General features: G+C 69.6%; 27 protein-coding genes and 1 pseudogene. 13 read left to right on the top strand and 15 right to left on the bottom strand.

Annotation, left to right across the window (positions count from 1 at the left end; genetic code table 11):
• Positions 1-316 (top strand): annotated as a pseudogene (locus ABZW11_RS26805) (class I SAM-dependent RNA methyltransferase); the annotation flags it as partial.
• A 156-nt stretch (positions 317-472) separates the two neighbouring features.
• On the opposite strand, the gene ABZW11_RS26800 reads toward ABZW11_RS26805, so the two are convergent.
• The gene (locus ABZW11_RS26800) at positions 473-715 is read right to left on the bottom strand and encodes a winged helix-turn-helix domain-containing protein (RefSeq protein ID WP_355422358.1); all 243 of its coding nucleotides are present in this window, start codon (positions 713-715) and stop codon (positions 473-475) included.
• A 146-nt stretch (positions 716-861) separates the two neighbouring features.
• Complete coding sequence (locus ABZW11_RS26795) at positions 862-1,647, bottom strand: GntR family transcriptional regulator (RefSeq protein WP_355422355.1); 786 nt, start codon at positions 1,645-1,647, stop codon at positions 862-864.
• A 96-nt stretch (positions 1,648-1,743) separates the two neighbouring features.
• On the opposite strand from ABZW11_RS26795, the gene ABZW11_RS26790 reads away from it, so the two are divergent.
• Both ABZW11_RS26790 and ABZW11_RS26785 read left to right on the top strand, forming a co-directional pair.
• Positions 1,744-2,199: a hypothetical protein gene (locus tag ABZW11_RS26790; RefSeq protein ID WP_355422352.1), complete on the top strand. Its 456-nt coding sequence runs from the start codon at positions 1,744-1,746 to the stop codon at positions 2,197-2,199.
• Positions 2,196-2,414: a hypothetical protein gene (locus ABZW11_RS26785; RefSeq protein WP_355422349.1), complete on the top strand. Its 219-nt coding sequence runs from the start codon at positions 2,196-2,198 to the stop codon at positions 2,412-2,414. The genes ABZW11_RS26790 and ABZW11_RS26785 overlap by 4 nt, the downstream gene beginning before the upstream one ends.
• A gap of 636 nt (positions 2,415-3,050) precedes the next feature.
• On the opposite strand, the gene ABZW11_RS26780 is transcribed toward ABZW11_RS26785, so the two are convergent.
• Positions 3,051-3,839: a GntR family transcriptional regulator gene (locus ABZW11_RS26780; RefSeq protein WP_355422346.1), complete on the bottom strand. Its 789-nt coding sequence runs from the start codon at positions 3,837-3,839 to the stop codon at positions 3,051-3,053.
• Positions 3,840-4,028: 189 nt separating this feature from the next.
• Here ABZW11_RS26780 and ABZW11_RS26775 point away from each other — a divergent pair, with 189 nt between their 5' ends.
• The 9 genes from ABZW11_RS26775 (at position 4,029) to ABZW11_RS26735 (ending at position 11,281) form a co-directional block, all read left to right on the top strand.
• Positions 4,029-4,235 (top strand): helix-turn-helix domain-containing protein, encoded by a 207-nt coding sequence (locus ABZW11_RS26775; RefSeq protein WP_355422343.1) that lies wholly within the window; start codon positions 4,029-4,031, stop codon positions 4,233-4,235.
• Positions 4,232-5,338, top strand: coding sequence for a hypothetical protein (locus tag ABZW11_RS26770; protein ID WP_355422340.1), 1,107 nt, complete (start codon positions 4,232-4,234; stop codon positions 5,336-5,338). The genes ABZW11_RS26775 and ABZW11_RS26770 overlap by 4 nt, the downstream gene beginning before the upstream one ends.
• Positions 5,335-5,805 carry a hypothetical protein gene (locus tag ABZW11_RS26765; RefSeq protein ID WP_355422337.1) on the top strand — a complete coding sequence of 157 codons (471 nt, stop codon included), beginning with the start codon at positions 5,335-5,337 and terminating at the stop codon, positions 5,803-5,805. The genes ABZW11_RS26770 and ABZW11_RS26765 overlap by 4 nt, the downstream gene beginning before the upstream one ends.
• An 8-nt stretch (positions 5,806-5,813) precedes the next feature.
• Complete coding sequence (locus ABZW11_RS26760; RefSeq protein WP_355422334.1) at positions 5,814-6,026, top strand: hypothetical protein; 213 nt, start codon at positions 5,814-5,816, stop codon at positions 6,024-6,026.
• A 310-nt stretch (positions 6,027-6,336) separates the two neighbouring features.
• Positions 6,337-8,010: a hypothetical protein gene (locus ABZW11_RS26755; RefSeq protein ID WP_355422332.1), complete on the top strand. Its 1,674-nt coding sequence runs from the start codon at positions 6,337-6,339 to the stop codon at positions 8,008-8,010.
• A 3-nt stretch (positions 8,011-8,013) separates the two neighbouring features.
• Entirely contained in the window at positions 8,014-8,445 is a 432-nt protein-coding gene (locus tag ABZW11_RS26750) for a hypothetical protein (protein WP_355422329.1), read from the top strand.
• Positions 8,446-8,455: 10 nt separating this feature from the next.
• The gene (locus tag ABZW11_RS26745) at positions 8,456-9,325 is read left to right on the top strand and encodes a hypothetical protein (protein ID WP_355422326.1); all 870 of its coding nucleotides are present in this window, start codon (positions 8,456-8,458) and stop codon (positions 9,323-9,325) included.
• Entirely contained in the window at positions 9,325-10,791 is a 1,467-nt protein-coding gene (locus ABZW11_RS26740; protein ID WP_355422323.1) for a hypothetical protein, read from the top strand. The genes ABZW11_RS26745 and ABZW11_RS26740 overlap by 1 nt, the downstream gene beginning before the upstream one ends.
• A gap of 25 nt (positions 10,792-10,816) precedes the next feature.
• Positions 10,817-11,281 (top strand): hypothetical protein, encoded by a 465-nt coding sequence (locus ABZW11_RS26735; protein ID WP_355422320.1) that lies wholly within the window; start codon positions 10,817-10,819, stop codon positions 11,279-11,281.
• Between the two features lie 66 nt (positions 11,282-11,347).
• Here ABZW11_RS26735 and ABZW11_RS26730 read toward each other — a convergent pair whose 3' ends face one another.
• Complete coding sequence (locus ABZW11_RS26730) at positions 11,348-11,632, bottom strand: hypothetical protein (protein WP_355422317.1); 285 nt, start codon at positions 11,630-11,632, stop codon at positions 11,348-11,350.
• A gap of 81 nt (positions 11,633-11,713) precedes the next feature.
• Here ABZW11_RS26730 and ABZW11_RS26725 point away from each other — a divergent pair, with 81 nt between their 5' ends.
• Complete coding sequence (locus ABZW11_RS26725) at positions 11,714-11,848, top strand: hypothetical protein (RefSeq protein WP_355422314.1); 135 nt, start codon at positions 11,714-11,716, stop codon at positions 11,846-11,848.
• 76 nt (positions 11,849-11,924) lie between these two features.
• On the opposite strand, the gene ABZW11_RS26720 is transcribed toward ABZW11_RS26725, so the two are convergent.
• From ABZW11_RS26720 to ABZW11_RS26670, 11 genes are all read right to left on the bottom strand, one after another.
• The gene (locus ABZW11_RS26720) at positions 11,925-12,293 is read right to left on the bottom strand and encodes a hypothetical protein (protein WP_355422311.1); all 369 of its coding nucleotides are present in this window, start codon (positions 12,291-12,293) and stop codon (positions 11,925-11,927) included.
• A gap of 125 nt (positions 12,294-12,418) precedes the next feature.
• Positions 12,419-12,976: a hypothetical protein gene (locus tag ABZW11_RS26715; protein ID WP_355422309.1), complete on the bottom strand. Its 558-nt coding sequence runs from the start codon at positions 12,974-12,976 to the stop codon at positions 12,419-12,421.
• A gap of 56 nt (positions 12,977-13,032) precedes the next feature.
• Positions 13,033-13,845 carry an N-acetylmuramoyl-L-alanine amidase gene (locus ABZW11_RS26710; protein WP_355422306.1) on the bottom strand — a complete coding sequence of 271 codons (813 nt, stop codon included), beginning with the start codon at positions 13,843-13,845 and terminating at the stop codon, positions 13,033-13,035.
• Complete coding sequence (locus tag ABZW11_RS26705) at positions 13,845-14,168, bottom strand: hypothetical protein (RefSeq protein ID WP_355422303.1); 324 nt, start codon at positions 14,166-14,168, stop codon at positions 13,845-13,847. The genes ABZW11_RS26710 and ABZW11_RS26705 overlap by 1 nt, the downstream gene beginning before the upstream one ends.
• On the bottom strand, positions 14,155-14,364 hold the full coding sequence (locus ABZW11_RS26700) for a hypothetical protein (RefSeq protein WP_355422300.1): 210 nt from the start codon (positions 14,362-14,364) through the stop codon (positions 14,155-14,157). Before ABZW11_RS26700 ends, ABZW11_RS26705 begins: the two co-directional genes overlap by 14 nt.
• The gene (locus tag ABZW11_RS26695) at positions 14,361-14,690 is read right to left on the bottom strand and encodes a hypothetical protein (protein WP_355422297.1); all 330 of its coding nucleotides are present in this window, start codon (positions 14,688-14,690) and stop codon (positions 14,361-14,363) included. The genes ABZW11_RS26700 and ABZW11_RS26695 overlap by 4 nt, the downstream gene beginning before the upstream one ends.
• A gap of 325 nt (positions 14,691-15,015) precedes the next feature.
• Entirely contained in the window at positions 15,016-15,264 is a 249-nt protein-coding gene (locus ABZW11_RS26690; RefSeq protein ID WP_355422294.1) for a hypothetical protein, read from the bottom strand.
• Complete coding sequence (locus ABZW11_RS26685; protein ID WP_355422291.1) at positions 15,261-18,311, bottom strand: fibronectin type III domain-containing protein; 3,051 nt, start codon at positions 18,309-18,311, stop codon at positions 15,261-15,263. Before ABZW11_RS26685 ends, ABZW11_RS26690 begins: the two co-directional genes overlap by 4 nt.
• A 4-nt stretch (positions 18,312-18,315) precedes the next feature.
• Positions 18,316-19,494 carry a hypothetical protein gene (locus tag ABZW11_RS26680; protein ID WP_355422288.1) on the bottom strand — a complete coding sequence of 393 codons (1,179 nt, stop codon included), beginning with the start codon at positions 19,492-19,494 and terminating at the stop codon, positions 18,316-18,318.
• Positions 19,487-23,089, bottom strand: a complete 3,603-nt coding sequence (locus ABZW11_RS26675) for a hypothetical protein (RefSeq protein WP_355422285.1) — start codon at positions 23,087-23,089, stop codon at positions 19,487-19,489. Before ABZW11_RS26675 ends, ABZW11_RS26680 begins: the two co-directional genes overlap by 8 nt.
• A 34-nt stretch (positions 23,090-23,123) precedes the next feature.
• Positions 23,124-23,252, bottom strand: a complete 129-nt coding sequence (locus tag ABZW11_RS26670; RefSeq protein WP_355422282.1) for a hypothetical protein — start codon at positions 23,250-23,252, stop codon at positions 23,124-23,126.
• Positions 23,253-23,324: the final 72 nt, after the last annotated feature.

Here is a 23,324-nt window from a genome sequence, read left to right as displayed (position 1 = left end):
CGCCAACCTGCGCGACCTGCCGCAGGCGCGGGTCGAGCGCGGCCGGGTGGAGGAGGCGCTCGACCGCTTCCAGATCGAGCGGGCCGACATCGTGGTGGTGGACCCGCCGCGCGCCGGGCTCGGCCGCGAGGTGGTCGACCGGGTCGGCGCGCTCGAGCCCCTGCGCATCGTCTACGTCTCCTGCGACCCCGCCACTCTCGCCCGCGACCTCGCCTGGTTCCGCGACCACGGCTACCCCCTCGCAGACCTGCGCGCTTTCGACGCCTTCCCGATGACCCACCACGTGGAGTGCGTGGCGCTGCTGGTGCGGGGTTGATGTGTGGCTCTGACCTGCGGCTGGACAACAGAATGGGTTCCTAGAAGGTTCTGTGAGTCCCTGGTAAATCGGAGCTTTCCGCGCACCACCCGCGCACGATCATGAAAACGCCCCGCTCTCCGACCCGGAGGGCGGGGCGTCACGTTGAGGGGGCGGTCACTCGTCGTCGGGAGGCTCGGGGCCGACGAAGCTTCCGAGATTCGGCCGCGTGTAGATCAGGCCGCGCTCGCGCAACCCAGCGATGGCCTTCCGCGCCGTGATCTTCGCCACTCCGAACTCCTCGATCACCGCCCGCTCCGTGATGATGCGGCCGGGCCCGTACTCGCCGGAGTCGATACGCCGCTTGACGATGCGCACGATCTGCTCCCACCTCGGCAGATCATCACGCCAGTTGATCATGAACGTGAGCGTAGGGGCTCACACCAGCACCCCCGCACGCAGAAGCACGCATAGGTACCTATAGACCGGCGTGACCCACTCCGACTACGGTAGGTGGCTGTCCGACCGTCGTCTGCGACTAGCCCTCGCCGCGGCGGTCGGACACCCTACGGCCGCACGTGCCCCCGCTCCTCGCCCACCGGCCCGCTATACACCGCCCTGGTGGACTCCGCCGGCACGATGATGTCGCACACCTCCACCACCCGCTCGCCCGCGAAGTAGGCGCGCTCGATCACCGTCACGATCGACCCCGCGCCGATGCCCAGCTGCTGCGCCTCCTCCCGCGAAGCCGGCCGAGCCCACACCTCCTCGCGCCACGCATCCACGTCGACGCCGATGGCGGCCATCCGATGCGTGACGCCGAGCCCACCGTGCGGGCCCGCCTCCGGGAACGCGATCGGCGTGCCCTTCGTCAGGTCCAGCGGCTCCCACGACGTCGACACCGTCCACGGGCTGGCGTCGCCCTCGTCGCGGAACACGTAGCGGGTGCACATCACATCGTGCTCGCCGCCGTCAGGAGCGGCCAGGCCGAGCCGGTCGCGCACCTCTGGCGGTGCCTGCATCGTGTCGCTCCGGTGCTCCCACACCCCGTGGCGGCCCTGCTCCTCCATCAGCCGCGCGAATGGGCTGCCGTTGCGGCGCTCGTAGTACCAGGAGCGGCGGAACTGGCGCGGCTGGGGGCGTTCGCGTACGAACGTGCCCGCTCCCGGCCGGGACACGAGGAGTCCTTCGCGCACCAGGGTTTCGGTGGCTTGGCGGACGACGCCTTCGGCTGCGCCGTACTCCTCGGCCATCTGGTGGCGTGCGGGCAGGCGGGTGCCGGGCGGCAGGGATCCGTTGGCGATGCGGGTGCGCAGATCCGTGGCAATGCGGACGTAGCTGGGCTGGTTCACCTCCACAGCTTGACAGGCTGGATATCCAGCTCTCAAGCTGGACATCCAAGACGCGAGCCGGATATCCGGTTGCCGACACAGTTGGGTGGTGGATGCGTGACTACGTGGACCCAGGACTATCCCGCAGCGCCGGGTTCGGCTGAGGCCGCCGCCCGGCACGCCCGCACGGTCGCCGAGCTGCACATGCCGGCCCGCGCCCAAGACGCTTCCGAGATCGTGTCGGCGATGTTCGCGGTCGGAGTGGCCAGGTCGTCGGCCCAGACCGCACTGAACCTGGTGACGGAGGTCGACGACGACAGCCGGACTGTCCGCTTCGCGTTGCACTACGCCGGCGACGTGCATGCGCCGGACCCGGCGGACTCGCACCAGGTGCTGAGCCGGTTAGCTGACGCGTACGGGGAGCGGTCTGGACGCGGCGGCCGGATGGTGTACGCCGAACTCCGGCGGGAACTCCCGCCGGAGGAGTTGGGCCTGCTCGTGGTCGAGCAGCGCCGCCCGTCGGAGGACCGCGCGGCGACGCGGCGCGTCTCGTCCCCACGGTCGCGGTCATGACTCCAGAAGAGACGGTCGCCTACTACGACCAGCCCGCCAACGCGCAGGCGATGTGCGACCTGCTGGAGCGAGTGTTCCCCGGCTGGACGGTGTGGCGCACCGAGCGAATGTGGCACGCCCGCTACGAGGGGTGGCTGCCGCACACCGCGGTGCACGAGGCCAACGCGGGCCTTCTGACGCTGACGATGAGGCTCGGAGGAGGGGTGTGCTCATGACCGCATACGCGGTGGGCGAAGTCCAGGAGCTTGGCGAATCGGCGGTCCTGCATGCTGTGGCGGACGCCCGGCCGGGCACGTGGAGGCACTCGATCTGCTCGGCAGGGGCGCGCGTGTGGGTGCATGAGGTGGCGGGCGCGGTCCTCCCGTTCCCTGGCCTGATCGCTGGCAGGTCGTGCCCGGAGTGTGTGCACCTCGTGGAGAAGGCCCTGGCGGAGGCGGTGCCAGTGAAGTCGCTCCGGTCTAAGTCGCAGGGCTGGCTGCGGCGCCCCCGCCCCTCCCTGTCTCCGCAGGAGAAGGACGGGACCTGATCTCCTCTGCCTGCTGGAGGGGAAGCAGCCGAACGGCCGTCAGCAGGCAGAGGCTCAGGGGTGGCCCGCTGGAAGCAGCGTCTTGAGGGAGGCGCGAGAGGGTCACCCCGCACAAGCCGGTCCCCGCCCCGCCCGCATGAAGCGACGCGGGGCGGGGGCCATCCAGCAGCCGCCCCCGGAGAACCTCCGCAGCCCGCACGCAGCGCGGAGGAACGCCTGGCCGCACCCCGGGGGCGGCCCGCGGCGGCGCGCAGGCCGCCGCAACAAGAAGCCCCGCCCGACGAACCTCCGGGCGGGGCTTCTCGTATCACCAGGCAGGGCGCGATCAGTCGGGGATGTCGAAACCGTAACGCCACGAGAACCGCGACGCCCTGTGCACGCCGCGCGCGTACTCCACCGGCCGGCCGTCCGCGGTCGTAGTCACGCGGTGCACGACCACGACCGGCTCGCCGCCCGGCATGCCGAGCCGACGGGCCTCCTCGACCGTCGGCATCCGCGCATAAAGGTCTTCCTCGATGTGGCTCGGCGCCAGGCCCCGGTCGGTGAGCACGGCGAACCCGCCGCGGCGGCCCGCGATGCCCGGCCGCTCGTCGACGAGCGGCGTCCCGTTGACATCGTCCATCTTGTACCAGGACGTCATGGTGTGTGTCGGCTCCCCGTCGCGTGTGACGAGCCGGGCCCGCTGCCACACCTCCTCCCCGGCCTCGATGCCGAGTGCGGCCGCGATGCGCACGTCGGCCTCGACGCGCTGCACTTCCTGGGTTTGGCCGCCCTGCTGCGTCGTGGGGGCGCCGGCGGCGAGCTCGCTGGGGAAGGCGTCGACGGTGGTCACGTCCCAGCGTGATCTGGCGTACCGGTCGGGGCCCAGTCGTCGTACGAGGTGCAGTTGGGCGTCGCGGACGTACGCTCCCGAGCCGTAGCGGGTCGACACCAGCCCTTCGTTGCGAAGCAGGGTGATCGCTTTGGCGGCGGTGTTGCGGCTGACGCTGTGACGCTCGCACAGCTCGCGGAGGCTTGGGAGCTTCTCGCCGGGCCGGTAGGTGCCGTTCCTGATGTCGGACCTGAGCGCGTCGGCAATCGCCCTCGCGGGTCCCGTGTCCTGCGTAGGTGACATGGCGTCAGCGTATAGCCACTGTCGTACGAAGGTCATGCATGGCGGGGTACATCTTCGTAGGCTGATTTGTCTACCTTCCTACGAAGGTCATTGACTACCGATAACCTTCGTAGGAAGGTTGAGAGGTATGTCGAAGGGCGACGGATGCCGAAGTGTCCGACTCGCCCCCGATACGCGAAGGAGATCGCAGTGTCCGTTGACCGGCTCCTCACCCCCGACGAGGTGGCCGCCTTGGCGCGCGTTGAGCTCCGCACGGTCGGAGTGTGGCGCCGCAACGGCCGGCTGCGCGCCGTGGCGCTGCCCGGCGGCCGTGTGTGGCGCTACCGGCTGATGGATGTTGCCGCTGCGCTCCACCTGGAGCCGACGGATCTCCTCGCCATGGAGGTGGCGCAGTGACGACAGCAGCGACCCCCAGCCCCGAGCCGACGCCGGAGGAGATCCAGCGCGCCATCGCCGGGGCCGAGCAAATGCTGGCCATCGAGGCTCAACCGCGACGCGACGTGCGGTGGGGCGACCTCGTCGAGCCCGTCGAGGCGACTGAGGCCCCAGCCGGCAACGGGCTCGACGAGGACGAGGCCATCGACGCCGAGCTGGTGGAAGCCGACGATAAGCCGCTCGTCATCGACCTGGCCGAGGGCGAGACCCGCTGGGTCAAGCAACTCCGCCAGGAAGTCGCCGAAGCGCACCTCGTCGCGCAACTCCAGAGTGACGACACCCCGATCGTCGTCGACACCCGCAAGGTTCGCAAGCGGCGGCGCGCCGCCTACGAGGCGGCGCGGCTGCACGAGCTCGCCCAGGACCCGGTGATGCGGGCGTGGCAGGCCGCCAGGATGCGGCGCTTGCTGGTGACGGCCGGGATGGTGTCGCTGACGCTCGCGCTCGCGTGGAGCACGGCGGGCGTTCAGGTGTTCGCCGCCGAGGGAGCGCCCTCATGGTCGCCGGCGTGGATCGTGGCCTGGCTAGTGGAGCCGTTCATGAGTCTGGCTCTGCTGGTCGTGGTGGGTGCGAAGGCGTACTTGGGTACTCGTGGTCAGCCGATTCGGTCGAAGAAGCTCAATTGGCTGGAGATGTTGTTCCTGGGTTTGACGCTCGGGATGAACGCCTGGCCGCATATGCCGTGGTCAGTGGAGGGCGAGTTCTCGCTGTCGCGGCTGGTGTTGCACACGCTCGGCCCGATCGTGGCCGTGGCGATCACGATGGCGTTGCCGATCATTCTGGACGCGTTCGCCCGACTGGATCACGGCGGGTCTACTCGTAGCCCCCTACTGGCCCGCCAGGCTCCTACCGGTAGCCCCCTACTGGTGCGGAGTACAGGGCAAACGTCCGGCGGGCGGGCTGCTGACATCGTCCGGGCGACGAGCGAGGCGAGGGCGCTCATCGCCGCTGGGCGGCTAGAGGCGGATCCGTCTGCGACCGCTATTCGGAAGGCCCTGAGATGCGGCACCGACACCGCGCGGGCTGTGCGTGACGCGCTCAAGACGCAGGAGGGAACCCGATGAGCGACAGGTCCAGCGGCTGGTCCGGCGACATGCTGGACCAGCCGGAGATGGTGGAAGCGTGGTCCCGCCAGCTCCGCGCCTCCCTGGCCGAGTATGTCGACCATGTGGCGCGGATGAGGCGTGACGCCGAGGCCATGTGGGCCGCGAACCCGCCGCAGGAGTACGGCTCGTTCGAGGCGTGGTGGCGGCACCACAAGGTCACCGCGCCGTTCGCCAAGCTGCAGGAACACCTCGAAGAGGCCGTCAAGCTCACCTTCGTGGTGGCCGCCCAGCACCGCCGCCAGCGTCACGAGTTGCCGGCTGAGCGGCAGGCGCGGCGGGAGGCCGCCGAGCTTGAGCGTGCCGCCGCGCAGCCGCGCATGCTGCGTGGTGGTGGCCAGCCGTATCCGGCGCGGAAGCGCAGCGGGGCGGATGAGGAGAGCGGGGGCAGCTTCATGGATCACCTGGCCCGGGATCGGCCGGCATGACGCGGCCGATGACGAAGGAGGAGCGGCGCGCGTACAACCAGCGTCGGCACGCCGCTGAACGCCAGGAGTGGCTGGGGAGGCGCGGCCCGCAGGGCAATGCGGAGTTGTGGTGGGACCAGGCGCGGAGGGTTGCCCGGGAGCGGACGGAGCTGGGCGATGAGACGGCTTGGGCTGATCTTGCGTTGACGCTCAAGCACTACTGCGATCGCTACGGTGAGTGACGCGTGATCTTCATGTTCATGTGCATGTGGCCCGCCTTCACGCCTTCTCGGCGCCTCCTATGCGGGCGCGCGGGCGCGCGGACGCGCGGGCGCGCGAGAGTACGGCACATGGTCACTGTCCGTCAACACGAGAGAGGGGCGATCGGTGGCTGATGACGGCAACATCGTGAGCTTCCGGCCCCGGTCGTCAGGGTCGATTCCGCCTCCTCCGCTGCCCCCGATGCCGTCGGCTGAGTCCCGGCCAGCGCCCTCGCGGGCGGCGGAGACGCCGACGCCAGCTCTGCCGCGACTGGAGGCGATGCGCCCTCCGGTGGCTCTGCTGATGCCCCCTCCTCCGCCGCTGGGCGGTGGTTCCGGCGGCGGTGGTGGAGGCACCGGCGATGACACCGGTGATGATTCCAGCGACGATGGTGCGCTGGCCCCGCCCGCCCCGCAGGACCCGGCCAACCCGACCGGCCGCGAGCTGCTCCAGGTGTGCATGGCGATCGTGACCGCGATGGGTGTGGCCGCGGCGCAGGCGCTGTGGCAACGCGCACGCCAGCGGAAGGCGCTGGCGGACAAGAACGACGGCAGCGGTCGTCGGCCGCGCATGTCGAGCGCCAGCCACCACGAGAGCGGCGGCGGTTCGCGGCGCAGGTCGCGTTCGAGCGGCGGCACGTCGTCGGGGCTGCTTGAGGGCGGCGGCGGTGGTGGGGGTCCGCGTCGTCGGCGTGGCCGTAAGGACAAGCGTGGGCACGATGAGCCATTCGCGTTCGACGGCACCAGGGCGCCCAAGGCGTCGAAGCGCGGCCGCTCGGACTGGGATGACTACGGCTACGGCGGCTCGACTGGCAAAAAGCGCAAGAAGAAGCGGAAGGTCAAGGGTGGTCTCGGCGACGGGGCGTGCGTTGAGGTTCGCGACCCGAAGCCGCGTCCGGACGGCGGAACCAAGAAGGCCAAGGACAAGGCCAAGTCTGCCGACACCATGGGCAAGAACGAGGCGAGCGCGCCAAAGAAGACGGGCCCCAAGCTGGCATGGAAAGCGCCTCCGAAGAGCGAGCCCGGCCCGGGCGGCGATCGCGCACTGCCGCCGGGCAGGAAGCGGTGGACGAGCCGGACCGGTGCCAGCACCTCCGGTCTCGGTGACCGGGCGTGCGTTGAGACGGACGAGCCCAAGCAGGACGGGAAGAGCACGGCGGAGGGAGAGAAGGCCGACCCACGGCTTCGCTGGGGGGCCACCTCCGAGTGGCTGCGCGGCCGGCGTGCGCGCCGGAGCAAGCGGGATGGATTGCCCAGGGATGAAGGGCAGCGCGAGGAGGGGCCGTTTGGCCCGCCTCCGCCTCCTCCGCCGCGTGCGGAGTGGATGCGGCCGCCGCCTGGTGTCGATCGGAGTGTGCGCGTGGAGTCGTGTGAGCGGGTGGACCAGCCTGCCAGGTCGCGGCCTGAGCCTCGCTCGCCTGCTGCTGTGCGCGGCGCGCCCGCTTCTGGCTGGTTGCAGCTGCCCGCCGCGTCCGGTCCGAAGCCGAACCGGACGCCTCGCCCGAACCCTGCCCCGCCTGCTCCTGGAGGCCCTGTGAACCTGCCGATGAGCCCTAGCGTGCCTGCGCCCCGCGCCGGGGACACGCAGTACGCCGACGCGGACCTCACCGTGCACGACGTGATCGAGGCGGACGCCGACATGGCCGACCAGATCACGGAGGGCGTCGATGAGGCACGCAGGACCGCGGAGGGGTGCGAGCGGCTGCTGACCCGGTTGGAGATGTTGCGGGCCGAGGTCATCGACTTGAAGGTGCCCGGGGTGCTGACAGGGATGTTCTTGCGGCTCATCGACAAGACGCTCAGCGTCAAGGCCAAAGCGGAGGCGATCGCGGAGACCCTGCCGGTCGCAGCTGAGGCCATCTCGATCGCGGGCAGCAATGCCGAGGTCCGGCACAAGCCGCTGGCCGACGCCGTGAAGGATGCAGGCCACGTCAGGCCAGCCGAGCGCGAATACCACGAGGAGTAGGCCATGAGCGAACTCGTCCCCCGCGAGACCGGGCAGGCGGTCGCCTCCACCGGCAGCGTCCTGCCGAGGGTGGTCCGGTACGGCATCCTGATCGCCCAGCTCGGTCTGGCCGGGCTCCGGCTGCGTGGCTTGTCGGAGCAGGTGCGCGGCACGTACAAGTACGTGGAGGACTGCTCCTCCAGCGTCGACCGGCTGGCCGACCAGATGGCGGGCCTCGAGGTCGACGTCGACACCGTGGCCGAGCACCACGGCGCAGCTGCTGTGATGCGCGCGGTGCTCGAGGACGCCGAGGCGATGGCGTCGGACACGGAGGAGCTGGCATCGCTGTTCGACGAGACCGCGGCAGCGCACGAGGCCGACTACGGCGCGGTGGCCGCCGCGGCGCAGAGCATGCCGGTGCCGATGGCGCAGGCCGAGTTCTACAGCAACCGGTGAGGAGGTGGCGGTGAGCGCGAAGAAGCCGAAGGCGGGGGACCTGCCCGCCGTTCGTGTCGACATCCCCGCGTGGGCCGCCGTGGTGCGTGCGCGCCGGCGTCTCGAAGCGGTGCAGAGCGCGACCGGCCGCGTGGCCACCCTCGCCGGGGCCGCTGCGGTCGCGGTAGGCATGTTCACGCCAGCACTCTCTGGCTGGTCGCTGCTGGCTGATGCGGCGCTCACTCTGGCCGGGCTGGCTACGTTGCGGCTGTGGCGGCCGGAGGGGCTGCAGCGGGCGACCGCAAGCGTGCTGTACCTGATGCCCGGCGCGAGCCTCGGCGTGCTGCTGGCCGGGCAGCATTTCACGCCGGACCTGCACCCCGTATGGGCCACCGTCGAGGCCGCCGCGCTGCTGACGTGGACGGTCGGCACCTGGGTTGTCCGCCCGGCACAGGCGGGCCGGCACATGCTCGCTCCGCCGCCGCCCCGCTCCGTCGAGCTGGCCCCGGCCGCCCAGGTGGTGTCCGATCACCCGCTGGCGCACTGGTGGGCGCGGCTCGTCGCCGTCAAGGACGGACCGGCCCCGGACACGGCCCTGGACCAGATCGAGCGGACCGGGGAGCGGAGCATGCGCGCCATCATCCGGTCGACCGTCCCGGGCAAGCCCGTCCCGGACATCTCGATCAAAAGCCTGTCGGCGCTGATGGACGTCCCGGAGGAGGACATCGCCATCGGCGGTGTGCCCGGCCGTGGCGCGGGCGTGCGGCTGCTGACGATCGGCCGGGAGGGCGGCGACGACGACCTGGCGACGGCGTGGTCCACGCGTATCGCCCCGGCGGCGATGCCCGGCGCGATCCTGACCGGCGTGCGCGTCGGCCGGCCCATGGCGGGGGATGACTGATGGCCGTCGTGGTGGAGGCGCCCGGCGAGGTGTATGAGCTGACGTTGGAGGTGCCGCAGGGCCAGGTCATCCGGTATGACCTGGCTGCTCTGTGTTCGGCGTTGGGCATCGACGACCCGACCAGGGTGGCTGTGGAGACGGATGGTTTGCGTCGCGCGCTGGTGACGATCTACCCGTCGAATCCGCTTACGCAGGTGCGGGCGGTGACGCGCGATGACCTGGTGATGGACCGGTATGGCCGGTACACGGTCGGGTCGTACCACAACGGCCGGCCGGCCAAGCGGCGACTGCACGACCCCAAGACGGGCTCGGCGCAGCGGTTCATGATGTTCGGGACGACGGGCGCTGGCAAGTCGAAGTCGCTTCAGCTCGACCTGGCCGCCGAAAAGATCAACGGCATCTGCTCGTGGGTGGCCGACTTGAAGCTTGGGCAGTCGGTGCCGGAGGCCCGCGGCAAGGTCGATTGGTTCGCGGATTCGCAGGAGGAGGCGATCCTGATGCTGATGGCGGCCGTGAGCGTCGCTGAGGAGCGGATGCGCCGGTACAGCGGTATGGGCCGCAACAGCTTCGTGCGTGGTGAGGATCCGCTGCTGCACGTGACGGTCGACGAGGCGAACCGGTTGCTGGAGAAGGGCGCACCGTACCGGCAGTTGGCGACGCGCCTCATCAAGGAGCTCGGCAGGACCGGCCGGAGCGTCGGCGTCGGCGTGCGTATCGCCGCGCAGGCCAGCCACTTGGAGGAGTTGGGCGGCTCGGACACGTTGCGCGGCATGTTGAAGGAGGGCGAGGTCACGCTGCTGCGCTGGTCGTCGTCCATGATGCGGCAGCTCGTCTCCGACGGCCTGCTGCCCACCGGCGAGCAGTTGCAGCCGATCCCGAAGACGCTCGCCCCACGCGAGCTTCGCAGCCAGTTCGACCCGCACGGCGGCGACGAGGACGACGCTCCGGGCACGCAGGGCATGGGCTACCTGCTGTCGGGGCCGCGGCCGAACGCGCTGATGCGGCATTTCCGGATCGGGTCGATCGAGCCGCTGCCTGGCCTCGACCCGGAGATTCTCGCCTTGTACGGCGATGAGGAGCCGGCCCGGGTGGAGGAGTCGTCGTGGGAGACGGCGGGTGTGGTCTACCTGCTGCGTCATGATCGGCGTGCGATGGCTGCGGCGTGCGAGCAGTTCCGGCTCGAGCAGCAGGGCGGCCTCAGCGTGACGGTGTCCGGTGGTACGACGGACGTTGATGGCGAGGGCGAGCCTCAGGCGGGGAAGGCGGCGACGACGCTCAAGGACCGCGTCGTGGCCGTCCTGGGGGAGGCGGAGGCGCCTATGTCCGCGGATGAGGTGCTCGCCGCGGTGCTGGAGGACGGCGGCAAGCAGGTCGCGCTGGGCACCGTCCGCAACACGCTGGGCGTACTGGCCGAGCGAGGCGAGGCCGTGCGGGTGGGCCGCAATTCGTACGCGTTAAATCACTGATCTCATCTCGAACGAAGGAGTTCCCATGTCGATTGCCCAGCTCATCTCCGTTGACGTGCTCAACGGAAAGTCGACTGTCCGCCTCATGTGCTGCAGCAAAGAGGAGCAGGTGACCGGCGCGCGGACACTCAACGAGGCCATGTCCGTCCTCAAGAGGCTCGGCCGGCACACGAACTGCACGACCTGGCAACCCATGCGATCCACGCAGAGCAAGGACGAGGAAGAGCGAATGTCCGACATCGCCCCCATCACGATGCCCGCCTCCGCGCTGGAGATGCGGCACACGGACGGCAGCCGCTACCGGCTCGTCGCTATAAACAACTGGAGCCCGCCAAGAGCGGACGGCAGGTGGCCGCTCATTTTGGACGTCGACTACACCGACGACGACGGCCCTCTCCTGGTCGCCGTGAAGATCGAGACGGACACGGAATGGCATGGCGTTTCCCCGGATGACCAGGTCCTGGTGGTCCCTGCCGGCCAGCCGAGGTGAGGGTCATCCCCGCTGATCCGCGCGTACGAGCCCCGGTCCCGATTTTTTGCGGGCCGGGGCTCTCTGCTATTCGGCCGGCGTGCGCGCGGCTTCGCGGAGCGCTGTCTCAATCGCTATGGAGTTGCCGGGGCCGAGCTTGGCCCGTTCTTCGCGGAGCTTGTGGAGGGCGTCGAGGCGGGCTGTGCGGGCCTTGTCGAGGGCTTCCCGCTGTTCGTCGCTGATGACCGCGGCTCCGGAGGCGAGCACCGTCCCTGGCGGGAGTTGGTCGGTGAGGGCTCGCACGTGCGCGTCTGCCTGGTCGTAGGCGCGCTGTGCTGCGATGGCCTCAGGTGTGATCTCGATGTCCGCCATATCGTCTCCCCCGGGTGGTGGCTCGCTGGGATCTTACGGACACCACCTGCGGGGATCTTGGCCAGGGGCGACGATGGGCGGATGGACGCACGCGAGGTTGACCAGGCCATGGCCGAACTGCGGCTCCGGGACGCGCTGGAGCGGCATATCGAGGCGGTGGAGGAGCCGCCCGAGGAGGTGCGCGCGACGGTGCGGGAGATGTTCAGGGAGGGCTGAGGCAGCCCAGCCGGGCACGACGAAACGGCCCCCGCCCCTCCCGAAGGAGGAGACGGGGGCCGTCCCGGGTTCCGCGCTACCGCGAGTGTACGCCCGGCGGGTAGCTGTCCGTCGAGGCCGCGGGAGACACGTTCGACCGCAGCACCAGACCCAGCACCGCCGACACCACCATCACGAACGCGCCGGTCTGCTGCTCGGTCATCGGCAGCCCGAACGACGCCAGGCCGGTGAGGATGGTGGACAGGGCGCCGGTGAGCGCCGAGACGACGAACGGCCGGGTGAGCATAGCGACGAGCAGCGCCACCACGCCGGACGCGATCGTCATCACCCAGCCGGCCGACTCGGCGGTGAGGCCGACCGCGGGGATGGTGGCCAGGAACGCGACGATGGCGTTGACGACGTACAGGATGACCGCGGGCTCGCGGCCGAAGATCTTGACCTGCATGTGCCCCTCCTTCTGGGAGCGACCGCCCTCGATCGAGGGCGGAGACAAGAAACCCGCCGCGGTGTGCGGCGGGTGAGGGGTGGCCCGTGCCGTCCTCGCGAGGTACAGCCGGGCCAAGTCGTCGATCACTTAGCGACGTAGCCGAACGAGAAGTTGTAGCCCTTCGACTTGCTGCCGGTTCCGAGCGTGATCCACGCCGTGTCCCAGGCGGCCCATCGGTTCGATCCGGACGGGCCGTTGTTGAACACGTTGCTGTGGTAGCCGCACACGTCAGGCATGCTGCGGTAGACGTGCCGCACGCCCGACCGGTCGATGCCGGCGGTGCCCTTGCCCATGTGGAGGCGCAGCACGGCGCCCGCGGGCAGCTGGTCGGCGGTCGCGCCGGTCTCGACGGGGAGGGCGCCGGGGGCGAGGCGGAAGGTGTTGCAGCCGGTGGTCTTGTCGCGGCCGCGCGCCCAGGCGTCCTGGACGAGCAGGTTGGCGACGTTGACGGGGTCGGCGGTGGTGTTCTTGACCTCGACGTACTCGGTGTTGTTGGTCACGCTGTCGGCGCCGTACGAGTTGTAGTTGATCGCGGTGATGTCGAGGGCCGCGATGTCCGCCGTGGCGGCGTTGCTGGGGCCGGTCAGCCCGGCCCAGATGAGCACGACCCCGGTGAGGGCCATGAGTGTGCGCTTGAGCATGAGGGCGCTCCTACTCGGATGGAACTCTCCAGCCGGCTGGCCGGGAGCAGAGGGGGTCAGACGCGGAGTAGCGCCGCCCAGGTCTTTGGGCCGACCAGCGCGTCGTCATCGAGCTTCTGGCCGCGCTGGAACGCCTTCACGTCCTTCACAAGCTCCGGGTCGTACTTGGTGTGTTCGAGCCACGCCTTGAGGCCGGCCGCGTCGCCGTACCGGTCCGGCTTGAGGCCGCCGCGGGCGAACAGGCAGCCACGCAGTGTCTTGACGTCGAAGTTGTCGGCGTTCGGCCGAAGCAGGGGCAGGTCGTTCACGAGCTCCTCCGTCCACGACGCCGCGGCGGCGGCTGGCTGGCCCTTCAGCAGTGCGGCCACCGCAGTTCTGAAGGCGTTCATATTGATCGAGTGGGGGTCGGGCTTGCCGGTGTTGACCTCTCGGTGCGCCTTGACGCGGGAGGCGGGCAGTCCGAACTCGCGGCACAGCTCCGCGCACAGCTTCCGGTACGCGTCGAGCTGGGCAGCGGGCCATGGCTGGCGGCCGTTGTTCTCGGCCTCGATGCCGATCGAGCTGGAGTTGTCGTGGAAGGCCGACGTGGAGGGCGCGTTGTGCCAGCACCGGCCTGCGGCGATGACGTAGATGCGTCCTGACCGGCCGATCCCGAAGTGGGACAGGGGCCCGGCGAGGTCGGCGCGTCCGGAGCGGACGACGGTGAGGGAGGGGTAGTCGCCGCCGCCGGCCGGGCCTGCGGTGTGGTGGCAGACGATGCCTTGGACTTCGGGCTGGGGGCCGTGTCCGCGCGTCCGCCAGCCGGTGACTTCGGTGACGGGGTGGCCGGTGCGGCGGGCGATGGTGGCGAGTTCGAAGAGCCAGGGCATCAGGTGCCTCCCCGTCGGGTGCGGCGGGTGCGCCGCCAGGTTTGGATGATGACGATGAGCCGCCAGGCGAGCACGACTGGGACGAGCGCGAAGGCGGCGAGGCGCGCGGCGAGGAACCACTGGCCTTCGGGGATCGCCACGCGTAGGGCCCAGAGGGTGAGCGATAGGGCGAGGACGGCTTCGAAGAGGAAGGCGTGCCGGCCAGCGGCTGTGCGTTCCCAGCGGGCCAGCATCTGGTGGGTGGCGACGACGGCGAGGGAGAGGAGCGCGGATACGCCGATGAGGATGCTGCCTGCGGTCTGGGCGAGGTCAGCCACGTCCACCTCCGAACGCCTCCTCGAAGAGTTGCTGGAAGCCGTTCTCTTCGCGTAGCCGCTTCAGGCGTTCGGCCAGGCTGAGCCATCCCCGGGCGCGTTCCCGCGCGCGGTTCATGTCCTGTTCGGCGCGGCGGCGGGATTCTTCGACGGCCTGGCGGGCGTCGTCGAGTTCGGGCCGGTGCTCGTCCTCGTGCGGCGTCATGTGGTGCCTGCCTCGATCTGCTTTTCGCGGATCTCTTTCAGCAGGGCGGCGGCTATTTGTGCGCCTTCCGTGCTGGCCAGGAGGGCGGCGCGGATTTCTTCGGCGTGTGCTCGCCTGGTGAGTTCGTGGGCTTCGCATTCGCGGACGTAGAGGGTGCGCCAGTCGGTGGCGTCTTGGTCGGCTTCGGCTATGCGGGCGTCTCGGTCGGCGCGGGCATCATCCAATGTGCTGCGGGGGACGACGCGGCCGGTGATGATGAGCCAGACGACGCCGAGGAGGACGCCGAGCGCTCCGAGTTGGACGATGGGGAGTTGCGCCCATTCCACTCAGCGGCCTCCGTGGGGTGTTGGGTGCCGCCCGCTGGAGCACGTGGCGGGCGGCACGTCTGGTGGGGTGTGTGAACCTGGGGGATGCTTGGGGCGTCCTACAGCGTTCGTCCTCGTGTCTGGAGCCGCGCCATGGGTTACCCGCCTCAGCCTCCGCCTCAGGGCCCGTGGGGGCCGCAGCAGCCGCCTCAGGGGCCGCCGTATCCTCCTCCGCCGGGGTATCCGCCGCCGTACGGGTATCAGCAGCAGCCGTTGCCGGTGCGGCAGGTGGGCCGGTCGGTGACCAAGCCGGCGTGGACGGTGGGGGAGATCTGTCTGGTGGTGTTCACGTGCGGGTTGGCGTGGCCATTCGTGTGGTTGTCGCGCCGTTCTCGGACGACGGTGACCCGGCATCGCCGGTAGCGGCGTCGGCGCGGAGCTTGTCCACTTCGGCCTTGAGCTGGTCGTTCTCGGCGAGGAGTTGCCGGGCGAGCGCCTTCATCTGGGCTGCCTCGGTGAGGGCGGCGTTGCGCTGCTCTTCGACGGCGGCGAGGAGTCCTTCGAGCGACACCTGCATGCCGGGCTGGTGGTTCATGCGCGGGGTTCCTTCAGGGTGTAGTAGCGGTATGGGCCGTCGCCGTGGACCGTGATCTGGTCGCGCCGAGGTTCTATGAGCATGTCGCCCGCGTCGGCGCGGGTAGCCTTGACCAGCCACGTCACACGCACGCCGGGCGCGCCGTGAATGGTGAACCGGCCGTTCTGGGGGTAGGTGGCGGAGGCGTTGCGGATCTCGTCCGAGCAGGTGTTGACCGACACGTAGCGGCCGTCCGGCCGGGTGAGCGCCTCGAAGTACTCCGGCAGCTCGACGACGGCCTGCCCGTTCCCGTCGAGCACGACGTCGCCCCAGTACTCGACACCTGCCTGCGGCGACTCGGTGCAGGCGTGGATGAGGTACCGGTCGGGGTCGGTGGGGTGGTCGATGATGAAGCTCTTGAGAGGCGATCCATCAACCCACCAGCCGCCGCCGATGTTGTATTCGAGGTAGTGGGATGAGCCGCCGAGGTTGGTTTGGAAGGCGAACTCGGTCTCGCTCATGATGATGCGCGACACGAACCCGCCGATGGACGAGAAGTTCGTCACTGAGATGTCGGCGCGGTTGGGCTGCAAAGCCAGGTAGGAGAACCGTTCGGGGGACGTGGCCGTACCCGAGATCAGCTGGAGTGATCCCACTCCGGGGTAGGTCGCGTACTCCAAGATCCTGGCGGGTGATGACCCGGTCGAGGAGTAGAACTTGATGTCGTTGGTGGACGGGTCCACCACGACGCGGCGGCCGGAGAAGCCCGTGGCGAGCTGGCCGACGAAGGTGGCGTTGCCTGTGGATGAGGCGATGTCTACGGTCTGCTGGCCGCTGCTGTTGTACGCCTTGATGCCGGTGCCGTCGATCTGGATGCGCGCGCCAGACGCGGCGCTGCGCAGTTCGAAGCTTCCGTCCGAGTCCAAGTGGACGGTGCGGGTGCCGCTGCTGTTGTACAGCTCCAGCCCGCTGCCGTTGGTGAGGTTGATCCGCGCACCCGACGTCGCGCTGCGTAGCGTGAACGAGCCCGTGTTCGACAGGGTGACCAGCTCGGTGCCGCCCGAGTTGTAGCCGTGCAGGCCGCTGGCGTTCAGTTCGACCCTCTGACCCGACGACGCCGTGCGGATCGATGCGCCGATGATCCAGTTCGAGCTGATCGTGCCCGCCGTCACCTTGGTCACGGTCAGATCGCTGATGTGGGCGTCGTCAATCAGCTCAGCCGTCGCCGTCGCCGCCGTGCTCGGGCTGCTCTTGTTGCCCGCCTGGTCCACGGCGATGACCTTGACGTAGCGAGTGGTCGTCTCCTCGACGTCCACCGTGCCGACGGCGGGGATCTCGGCGGCGATCATGCCCGCGTTGGCCATGACCTGGCCCTTGAGCGTGGCGTCACTCGGGGTGAAGCCCGACGACGATCCGACGTGCACTTCGAGATGGTCGAGATCCAACTCCAAGTTGTACGTCCCGCCGCTGGCCTTGCCCAGCTCGTGCACGATCTGAATCGCGATCAACGACCCGGCCACCGACGGCGGCGCCGGCGTGCTCGGGGGGATCGTGTCGGGGTTGGTCTGCTCAGCGGCCACCTCGGACCATTCGCCCTGGTTGCCGCTGGTGTCCACCGCGCGGATCCGGAAGTCGTAGTCGATCCCCGGCGACAGATCGTAGATCATCTGCTGGAGGTCGCCCCACGCGGCGTACGCTATCTGCCACTCCTCGCCCGAGACGGGGGAGACGCCGTAACCGATCTCGTAATGGTCGCCGTCCAAGATCGTGCTGCCGTCCACGTTCAACGGAAGCAACCACTTGACCAGCATCTTCGCCCGGGTGCTGCCGTCAGCGGCGAGGTAGACGCCGGACTCGAACGGCGAATGCCATGAGACCTGGCCCGGCACCGTGCTGTCGGGGATCGGGCGCGGCCCCACCGGCTCCACCGAGCTGTCAGAAAGCGCCCGCAGCAGATCCCCGACCGTGACCGTCGTCTCCCCACCCTCACGCGCCACGTACGGCGTCAGATCCAGCCACGACCCATCCTGAGCCCGGAACGCCACCGTCGTACCCGGACGGACCGGCCAACTCGCGCCGACCATCCGTAGCTTGATCGGATTGATGCGCTCGCCACGGAACATGACCTCGACATCAGGGTCCACCAGTCCGGCGTCCGGATCCCATACCCACGCCCAATCGCCGATGCTGAAAGCACCGCTGACGTCGTAATCGTCCGTCGTCAAAGTGAGCGCCGAACGCGGCTCCACGAACCGGGCAAGCTGCGCATTCGCCCGCGCCTGAGCAGACCCCGCAGCCGTCGTCGACTCCGACACCACCCGCACACGCTTCACCGGCTCGCCACGCATATCCAGATACGGGTTCGCTGCGATGTCCGCCGACGCCGTCGCCACCGCGTCGCCCTGGCCCTCGGCCAGCAGCACCACCCGCGTCGTCCAGTCCTTGACGTCCTGCGCCAACCCCATGTCGCCGCGCAGCCCGTGCAGCGCGAGGTCGTCGCCGTCGGTGTGCCTGTTCGGCCGCCGCTTCACGATCACCGTGTCCGGCGTGCCGTTGTAGAGCGCCTCGGCCGGGCCGGCGTCCAACTCCGCGCGCCCGTTGACCCGCCACTCTGCGCCCATCGTCGAGCAGATGAAGTTGATCGCCTTCGCCCGCGACTGGTAGACGTGCGTACCCGTGTACGTCCCCGCTACGCCGCTGTGCAGCGTGCCCTCGACCACGGCGGTGCCGCTGCCCAGGATGGCCCTGATGGCGTTCGGGAACGTCTGGCCGGTGATGGTGATCGGCGACTCAATCAGGTCACCCTTGCCGTCCGAGTCGGCCAGCCACAGAGCCATGCCCTGCCCGCTGATGACCTTGCGGATGTGATCGACGCTCTTGCCGGTCACCACGCCCACGTAGCGGGCCATGTCGAGCAGCTCGTCGCCGTACTCGGCAGGGTTGACCTTGCCGGGGATGAACGCGACATGCCCGAAGTAGCTGATGGCGTCGACGACGGTCTTGGGCGTCTCGTCGATCAGCTCGAACGACCACGAGCCGAGCTCCATCAGCTTCTCGTTGACCGGCACCCCGTCACCTCCGTACCGCTGCTACGACCTCAGGAAGCGCGCCGATGTAGGCATCCCGCAGGTTGGTGGCCTGGTCTCCGCTGACCGCGCTGGACCCGCCGGCGACGACGCCCAGCCAGAAGTCCAGCGCTGTGCTCGACGTCTTCGTCAGCCCGCCATCCGCGTGCGCGTCGAAGTTGCGCGCGCTGCCCGCGATCACCCTGTTGCCGTCGCCGTCGTTCGTCGAGCGCACCACGTAGCTGGTCGAGTCGGTGAGCGTCTCCGCGCTGGCCAGATACACCGACAGCGTGCCCGAGTCGCCGCGCTGCAGATACCCCTCCACGATGCGGCTACCGCGCCGCAGCGTGAGGTCGAGATACACCCGGCCCACCGGCGATCGCGACGCAGCGAGGCGCAGCACGCACCGTTCGAGGTTGTTCTCCAGCACGCTGGCCGACTCCCACGCGCCCACTGGCGAGCCGCCCACGTCCACGACCCAGCCCTTCGGCCGCCACGCACCGCCGGTGAAGCTGGCCACCTCGATGCCGCCGGCCAGCGGCCGCACCCTGACGAGCCCGTTGTGCATCTCCCAGTGCGTCGTGTCCAGCGGGTGCGCTGTGCCTACCCGCTCCACGCCGCGCGTCAGGATCCGCACCCGGCCCCTGAGATAGTCCTCGACCTTGCAGCCCCACCTGGGGTTCGTGTTCGCCGGGATGCCCCGGTACACGATGATGTCGCCGTCGGCGCTCTCCCTGGTCAGGATGCTTGGCAGCGTGGCGCCGGTGTAGTAGGCGTAGTGCCCGATCGGCGGCGCCGACCACCGCTCGCCCGTCAGCGAGAAGTCGTTCGCTCGCACCGCGCCCGGCAGCCTGGATTCGAGGTCGGTGTCCGTGTCCGGGCCATGCCGCTGCAGCGAGATCTTCCACGCGATCTCGGTGATGCCCTGACGCTTCCGGTCCACCACCTCACCCGACGCACTGGAGATGGTGTAGTAGCCGTTGCGCTCAGCCTTCTCCTCCCACAGGGCGTTGACCAGCCCGCCCTGGCCGCCCAGCACACCATCGAACCGCGCCCACACTTCGCTGCGGGTGATCATCGGGCACACCTCGACGCCCTCGATGTGCATGCTCCAGCCCTGGTAGGCGGACTCGGTGAAGCGCATCGTCTCCCTGAGCACCAGGCGTCCAAGCTGGAGGTCAGACATTCGCGTAACCCTCCTGCTCAAGGTCGATGATCGCCTGCCGCAGACTCTCCACCGTCCGCCGGTAGCTCACGGGGTTGCTGGGGTCGAACACGCCCTGCAAGATGATGTTCTCCACGCTCACCACCCGAGGCGCAGCAGCAACACCCGCGCCGACAGCCGGAGCGCCGAACGCTCCCGCGAACGCCGGCGCAGCAGTGGCCGGCACATCAGCAGGGAACGCCGCTGTGGTCGCTTCAGCCATGCGCTGCGACGCCCGCTCAAGCATCGGCATGTTGTGCTCGATACCGAGCACCATGCCCGGCGGCAACTCGCGGCCGATCGCGGCGAACACCTTGCTGGGGGAGGCGATGCCGAGCACCGACTTGGCCCAGTTGGCGACGCTGCCGAACAAATCCTGGACCGCGCCGACGAACCAATTCCACATGCTGACAATGCCGTTCCAGAAACCCGTCACAAGGTCTCTGCCCGCGTTGAAAAGCAGGCTGCCCATGTTGCCGAGCGACCCGAGAATCGCGCTCCCGAGCCCGCCGACGTAGGACAACAATTGCTGGAATTCATTGATCCCGGCATCGACCGCGTTGCCGATGGCCTGGGTGAACATCGCCGGGAGGCGGCCCACCCACGACCCGATGCCGTTGATCAGGTCGGGGATGATGGAGTGGCCGACAAGCGTGTCATAAAGCTCTTGGAATTTGCGGATGACGCCGCCGACCGTCTCGCTGACTGTCCTCAGGAAATCCGTCAGAGGCGGGATAAGCTCTTTCGCGATCACCGCTGCGAGTCGCAAGAAGGTCGGAATGTACGGTGCGAGTTGCGCGAGCAAATCCACCACGATCGGGATCAGCGGCAGCATCACTTGGTTCAGCTCGATGATCGCCCTGATCAGGTCGGGCATCAGCGGCAGGATGTCCTCCAGCGCGGCCAGGAACTGCGGCAGCAACGCCACCGCGAGCTGCGCCAGATGCGGCAGAAGCCCGACCAGGGCGGGGATGGCCGACAGGAAAGCGTCCACGATCTGCGGCAGGTACGGCGCCAGCCGGGTCACGGCATCGAGCAGCGCAACGCCGAGGATCTGCGCTGTCTGCGACAGCGAGGGCAGCAGCTCGACGATGCGGTCCACCAGCACGGCGAGGATCTGCACCAGCGTCGTGCCGATCACGCCGGCGAGCTGGCCGACGATCGGGATGAGCGGGGACAGGGCGGGCGCCAGTCCGGTGACGAGCCGGGTGATCAGTTCGGCGATCTGCGGCAGCAACGGAGCCAGGGCCGGGACCAGGCTGTTGATGATCTGGGCGGCGAGCTGCGCCACGAGGGGCAGGATCGGCGCGAGCGCGATCACGACCTGGCCGAGCGACTTCACCAGCAGCCCAAGGGACGGCATCACCGAGGTCAGAGCGTCGCTGAGCGCCGTCAAGATCGGCCCGGCGAGCGAGGCGAACACCGGGATGAGCTGCGACAAGACCGGCATCAAGGTGTTGAGGATCGTCGCGCCGAGCTGGGCCAGCGTGCCCGCGAACGGGCCGATGGTGCCGATGCCCTGCGCGAACGCAGCCACGAGCTGGCCCAGGGCGGGTGTCACCGCCTGTAGCCCGGCGGCGAGGTGCTGGACGATCAGATTGACGAGATTGCCGAGCACCGGCAGTAGGGGCGCGACCGCGGCGAGGATGCCGCCCAGGGCGGCGCCGAGCGGCGCCAGGTCGATCCGTGCCAGCCCGTCAGCCAGCAGACGAACGAACAGCTGCACGCCCGGCAGAAGGCCAGCGATGGCACGGCCGATCGACTCGAAGAGCGGCGCCAGCGCGCCCAGCGAGTCGCCCAGGATCCGGCCGAGCGGCATAAGAGCGGGCGCGATCGCCTCGATGCCGCGCCCGATCCCGGAGATCAGCGCGGTCAGGCCGGGGCCCACGGCGGCGATGGCCGGGCCGAGCGCGTCGATCGCCTTGGCCAGGATGGGCAGCGCGACCTGCGCTATTCGGGCGATCTGCGGGGCGATCAGCGCGAACGCCTCACCGAGACTTTTCACGACCGGCAGGGCGGCGCGGCCGATGTCGGCCAGCGCCCGGAACACCGTGACCAGCTGCTCCTGGCCGCGCGCCGAGTTGACCCATTGGTTCATGGCGCTCGCCAGCTGGCCCAGCACACCCAGCGCGTTGCCACCCGCCTTAGAGGCCGCATCCAGCAGGCCCGTGAACGCCTGCCAGACGTCGCGCACCAGACGGCCGAGCTGCTGCAACACGCGGGTGGCGTCGTTCAGCCACGCCAGCGCCTGCCCAGACCGGGAGATCTCCGACATCCACTGGCCGAACGTGACCAGCATCCGCTCCAGCGCTGGCGCGAACGACGCCAGCCACTGATTGCCCACCACGCCCAAGTCGAAGAAGCCGCGCAGCAGCGGCTCGAAGCTCGAGCGAATCGCGCCGATCAAGTCGCGGGTCCCGCCCAAGATGGCGTTCAGCCGCTGGACGCCGTCACCTGAGAGCGCGAAGTCCAACGCCACCCGCACCATCTGGCCCATCTCGCCAGCCAGCGCAGCGATCGCAGGCTGCAACTGCTGGGCCGACGCCAGCCACCGCTCCAGCTCATACGTGATCGGCGCCAAGAACGCGCCCTGAGCGGCGTCGCCGAACTCGTTAAGCGCGTTCCGGATCTTGAGGAACTCGCCGACGAACGCCTTACCGGCGTCCGACATCTTCGACACCGCCGCCGACAACGCCTCATCGTTGTAAGCCAGCGCAGCCCCGATGGCGTCCATCAACCCGCGCGTGGCCAGCTTCCACACGCTGAAGGCCGCAGCGCCGCTCAACGCCACCCCCGGCAGACCCGCCAGCAGCCCGCCCAGAGGCGCGAGCGCCGCCGCGAGCTCCACCGTGTACCCAGCCGCGGACGCCGCCGCCGCGGCGAGCGCGGATACACCGCCCGCCAAGGCGGTCCACTTGCCGACGGTGGCCAGCAGCCCGCCGGCCGCGCCCGCAGCCGACCCGAACCCCGACGTGAGGCGGCCCAGCGCAGGCAGCAACGACGCGAGCGCCCGCTGCCCGACATCGCCCACCCGGGCCAGGCCCGAGCCCAGCCCATCAGCGAACCCGTCCCCGTACTCCTTGCCGTGGCGGCGGCCCAGATCCCGGGACCCCCCGCTCGCGCGCCGCTCGAACCCGCGAGTGAACGCCTCCCCGGAGTCCTCGCCCAGGTCCTCGGCGTCGTCGATGATCCGGGACCGGTCCTTCGACCATGCGTCCGCGCCGCTCTCCGACCAGGCCTCGCCGAAGCGTTCGCCGCCGCGCTCGCCCGCCTCGTCACCGATGTCCTCGGCCTCGGAAACGAAATCGCCGCGGCGGGCGGCGAACGACTCGACGGCTTGCTCGGCCATCCGGTCGCCGAACGCCTCGCCGGCGGCGGTGCCTGCGACGTCGCCCAGGTCGGCTCCTGCTGACCTGAACTGCGTCTGCTCCTGTCGGAGCCGGGCTGATGCCTCCCGGGCGAATTGCTTGCCGAACTGGTCGCCCAGCCCGCTGAAGCCCTTCTCGACGTCGTCTTTGAACTTGTCGGTCAGCGCGCGTACGCGGACGAATGCTTCGGCGAGCGGGGTACCAGCCACGGTCACCCCCTCGCCGGGTTCTCACGTGGCGGGCTTATCCGGCGTTGGCGAGCGCGGCGATGATCCGCATGCGCTCCTCGGGGTCGTGACGCGGCATCCGCCGGACCGGTCTTGGGATGCCGAACTGGTCGTCGAACGCGACGTGCGCGTCAGGCGGGGGCAAACTTCTCTGGTCCTTCACCTGGACCATGCCGAGCAGCGCCGCTGTCTGGACGGTGGTCTGCTGCCACTCGAT

This window comes from Nonomuraea sp. NPDC004580 (genome assembly GCF_040609855.1).
Classification (GTDB): domain Bacteria; phylum Actinomycetota; class Actinomycetes; order Streptosporangiales; family Streptosporangiaceae; genus Nonomuraea; species Nonomuraea salmonea.
This window is presented reverse-complemented; position numbering and strand designations above follow the sequence as displayed.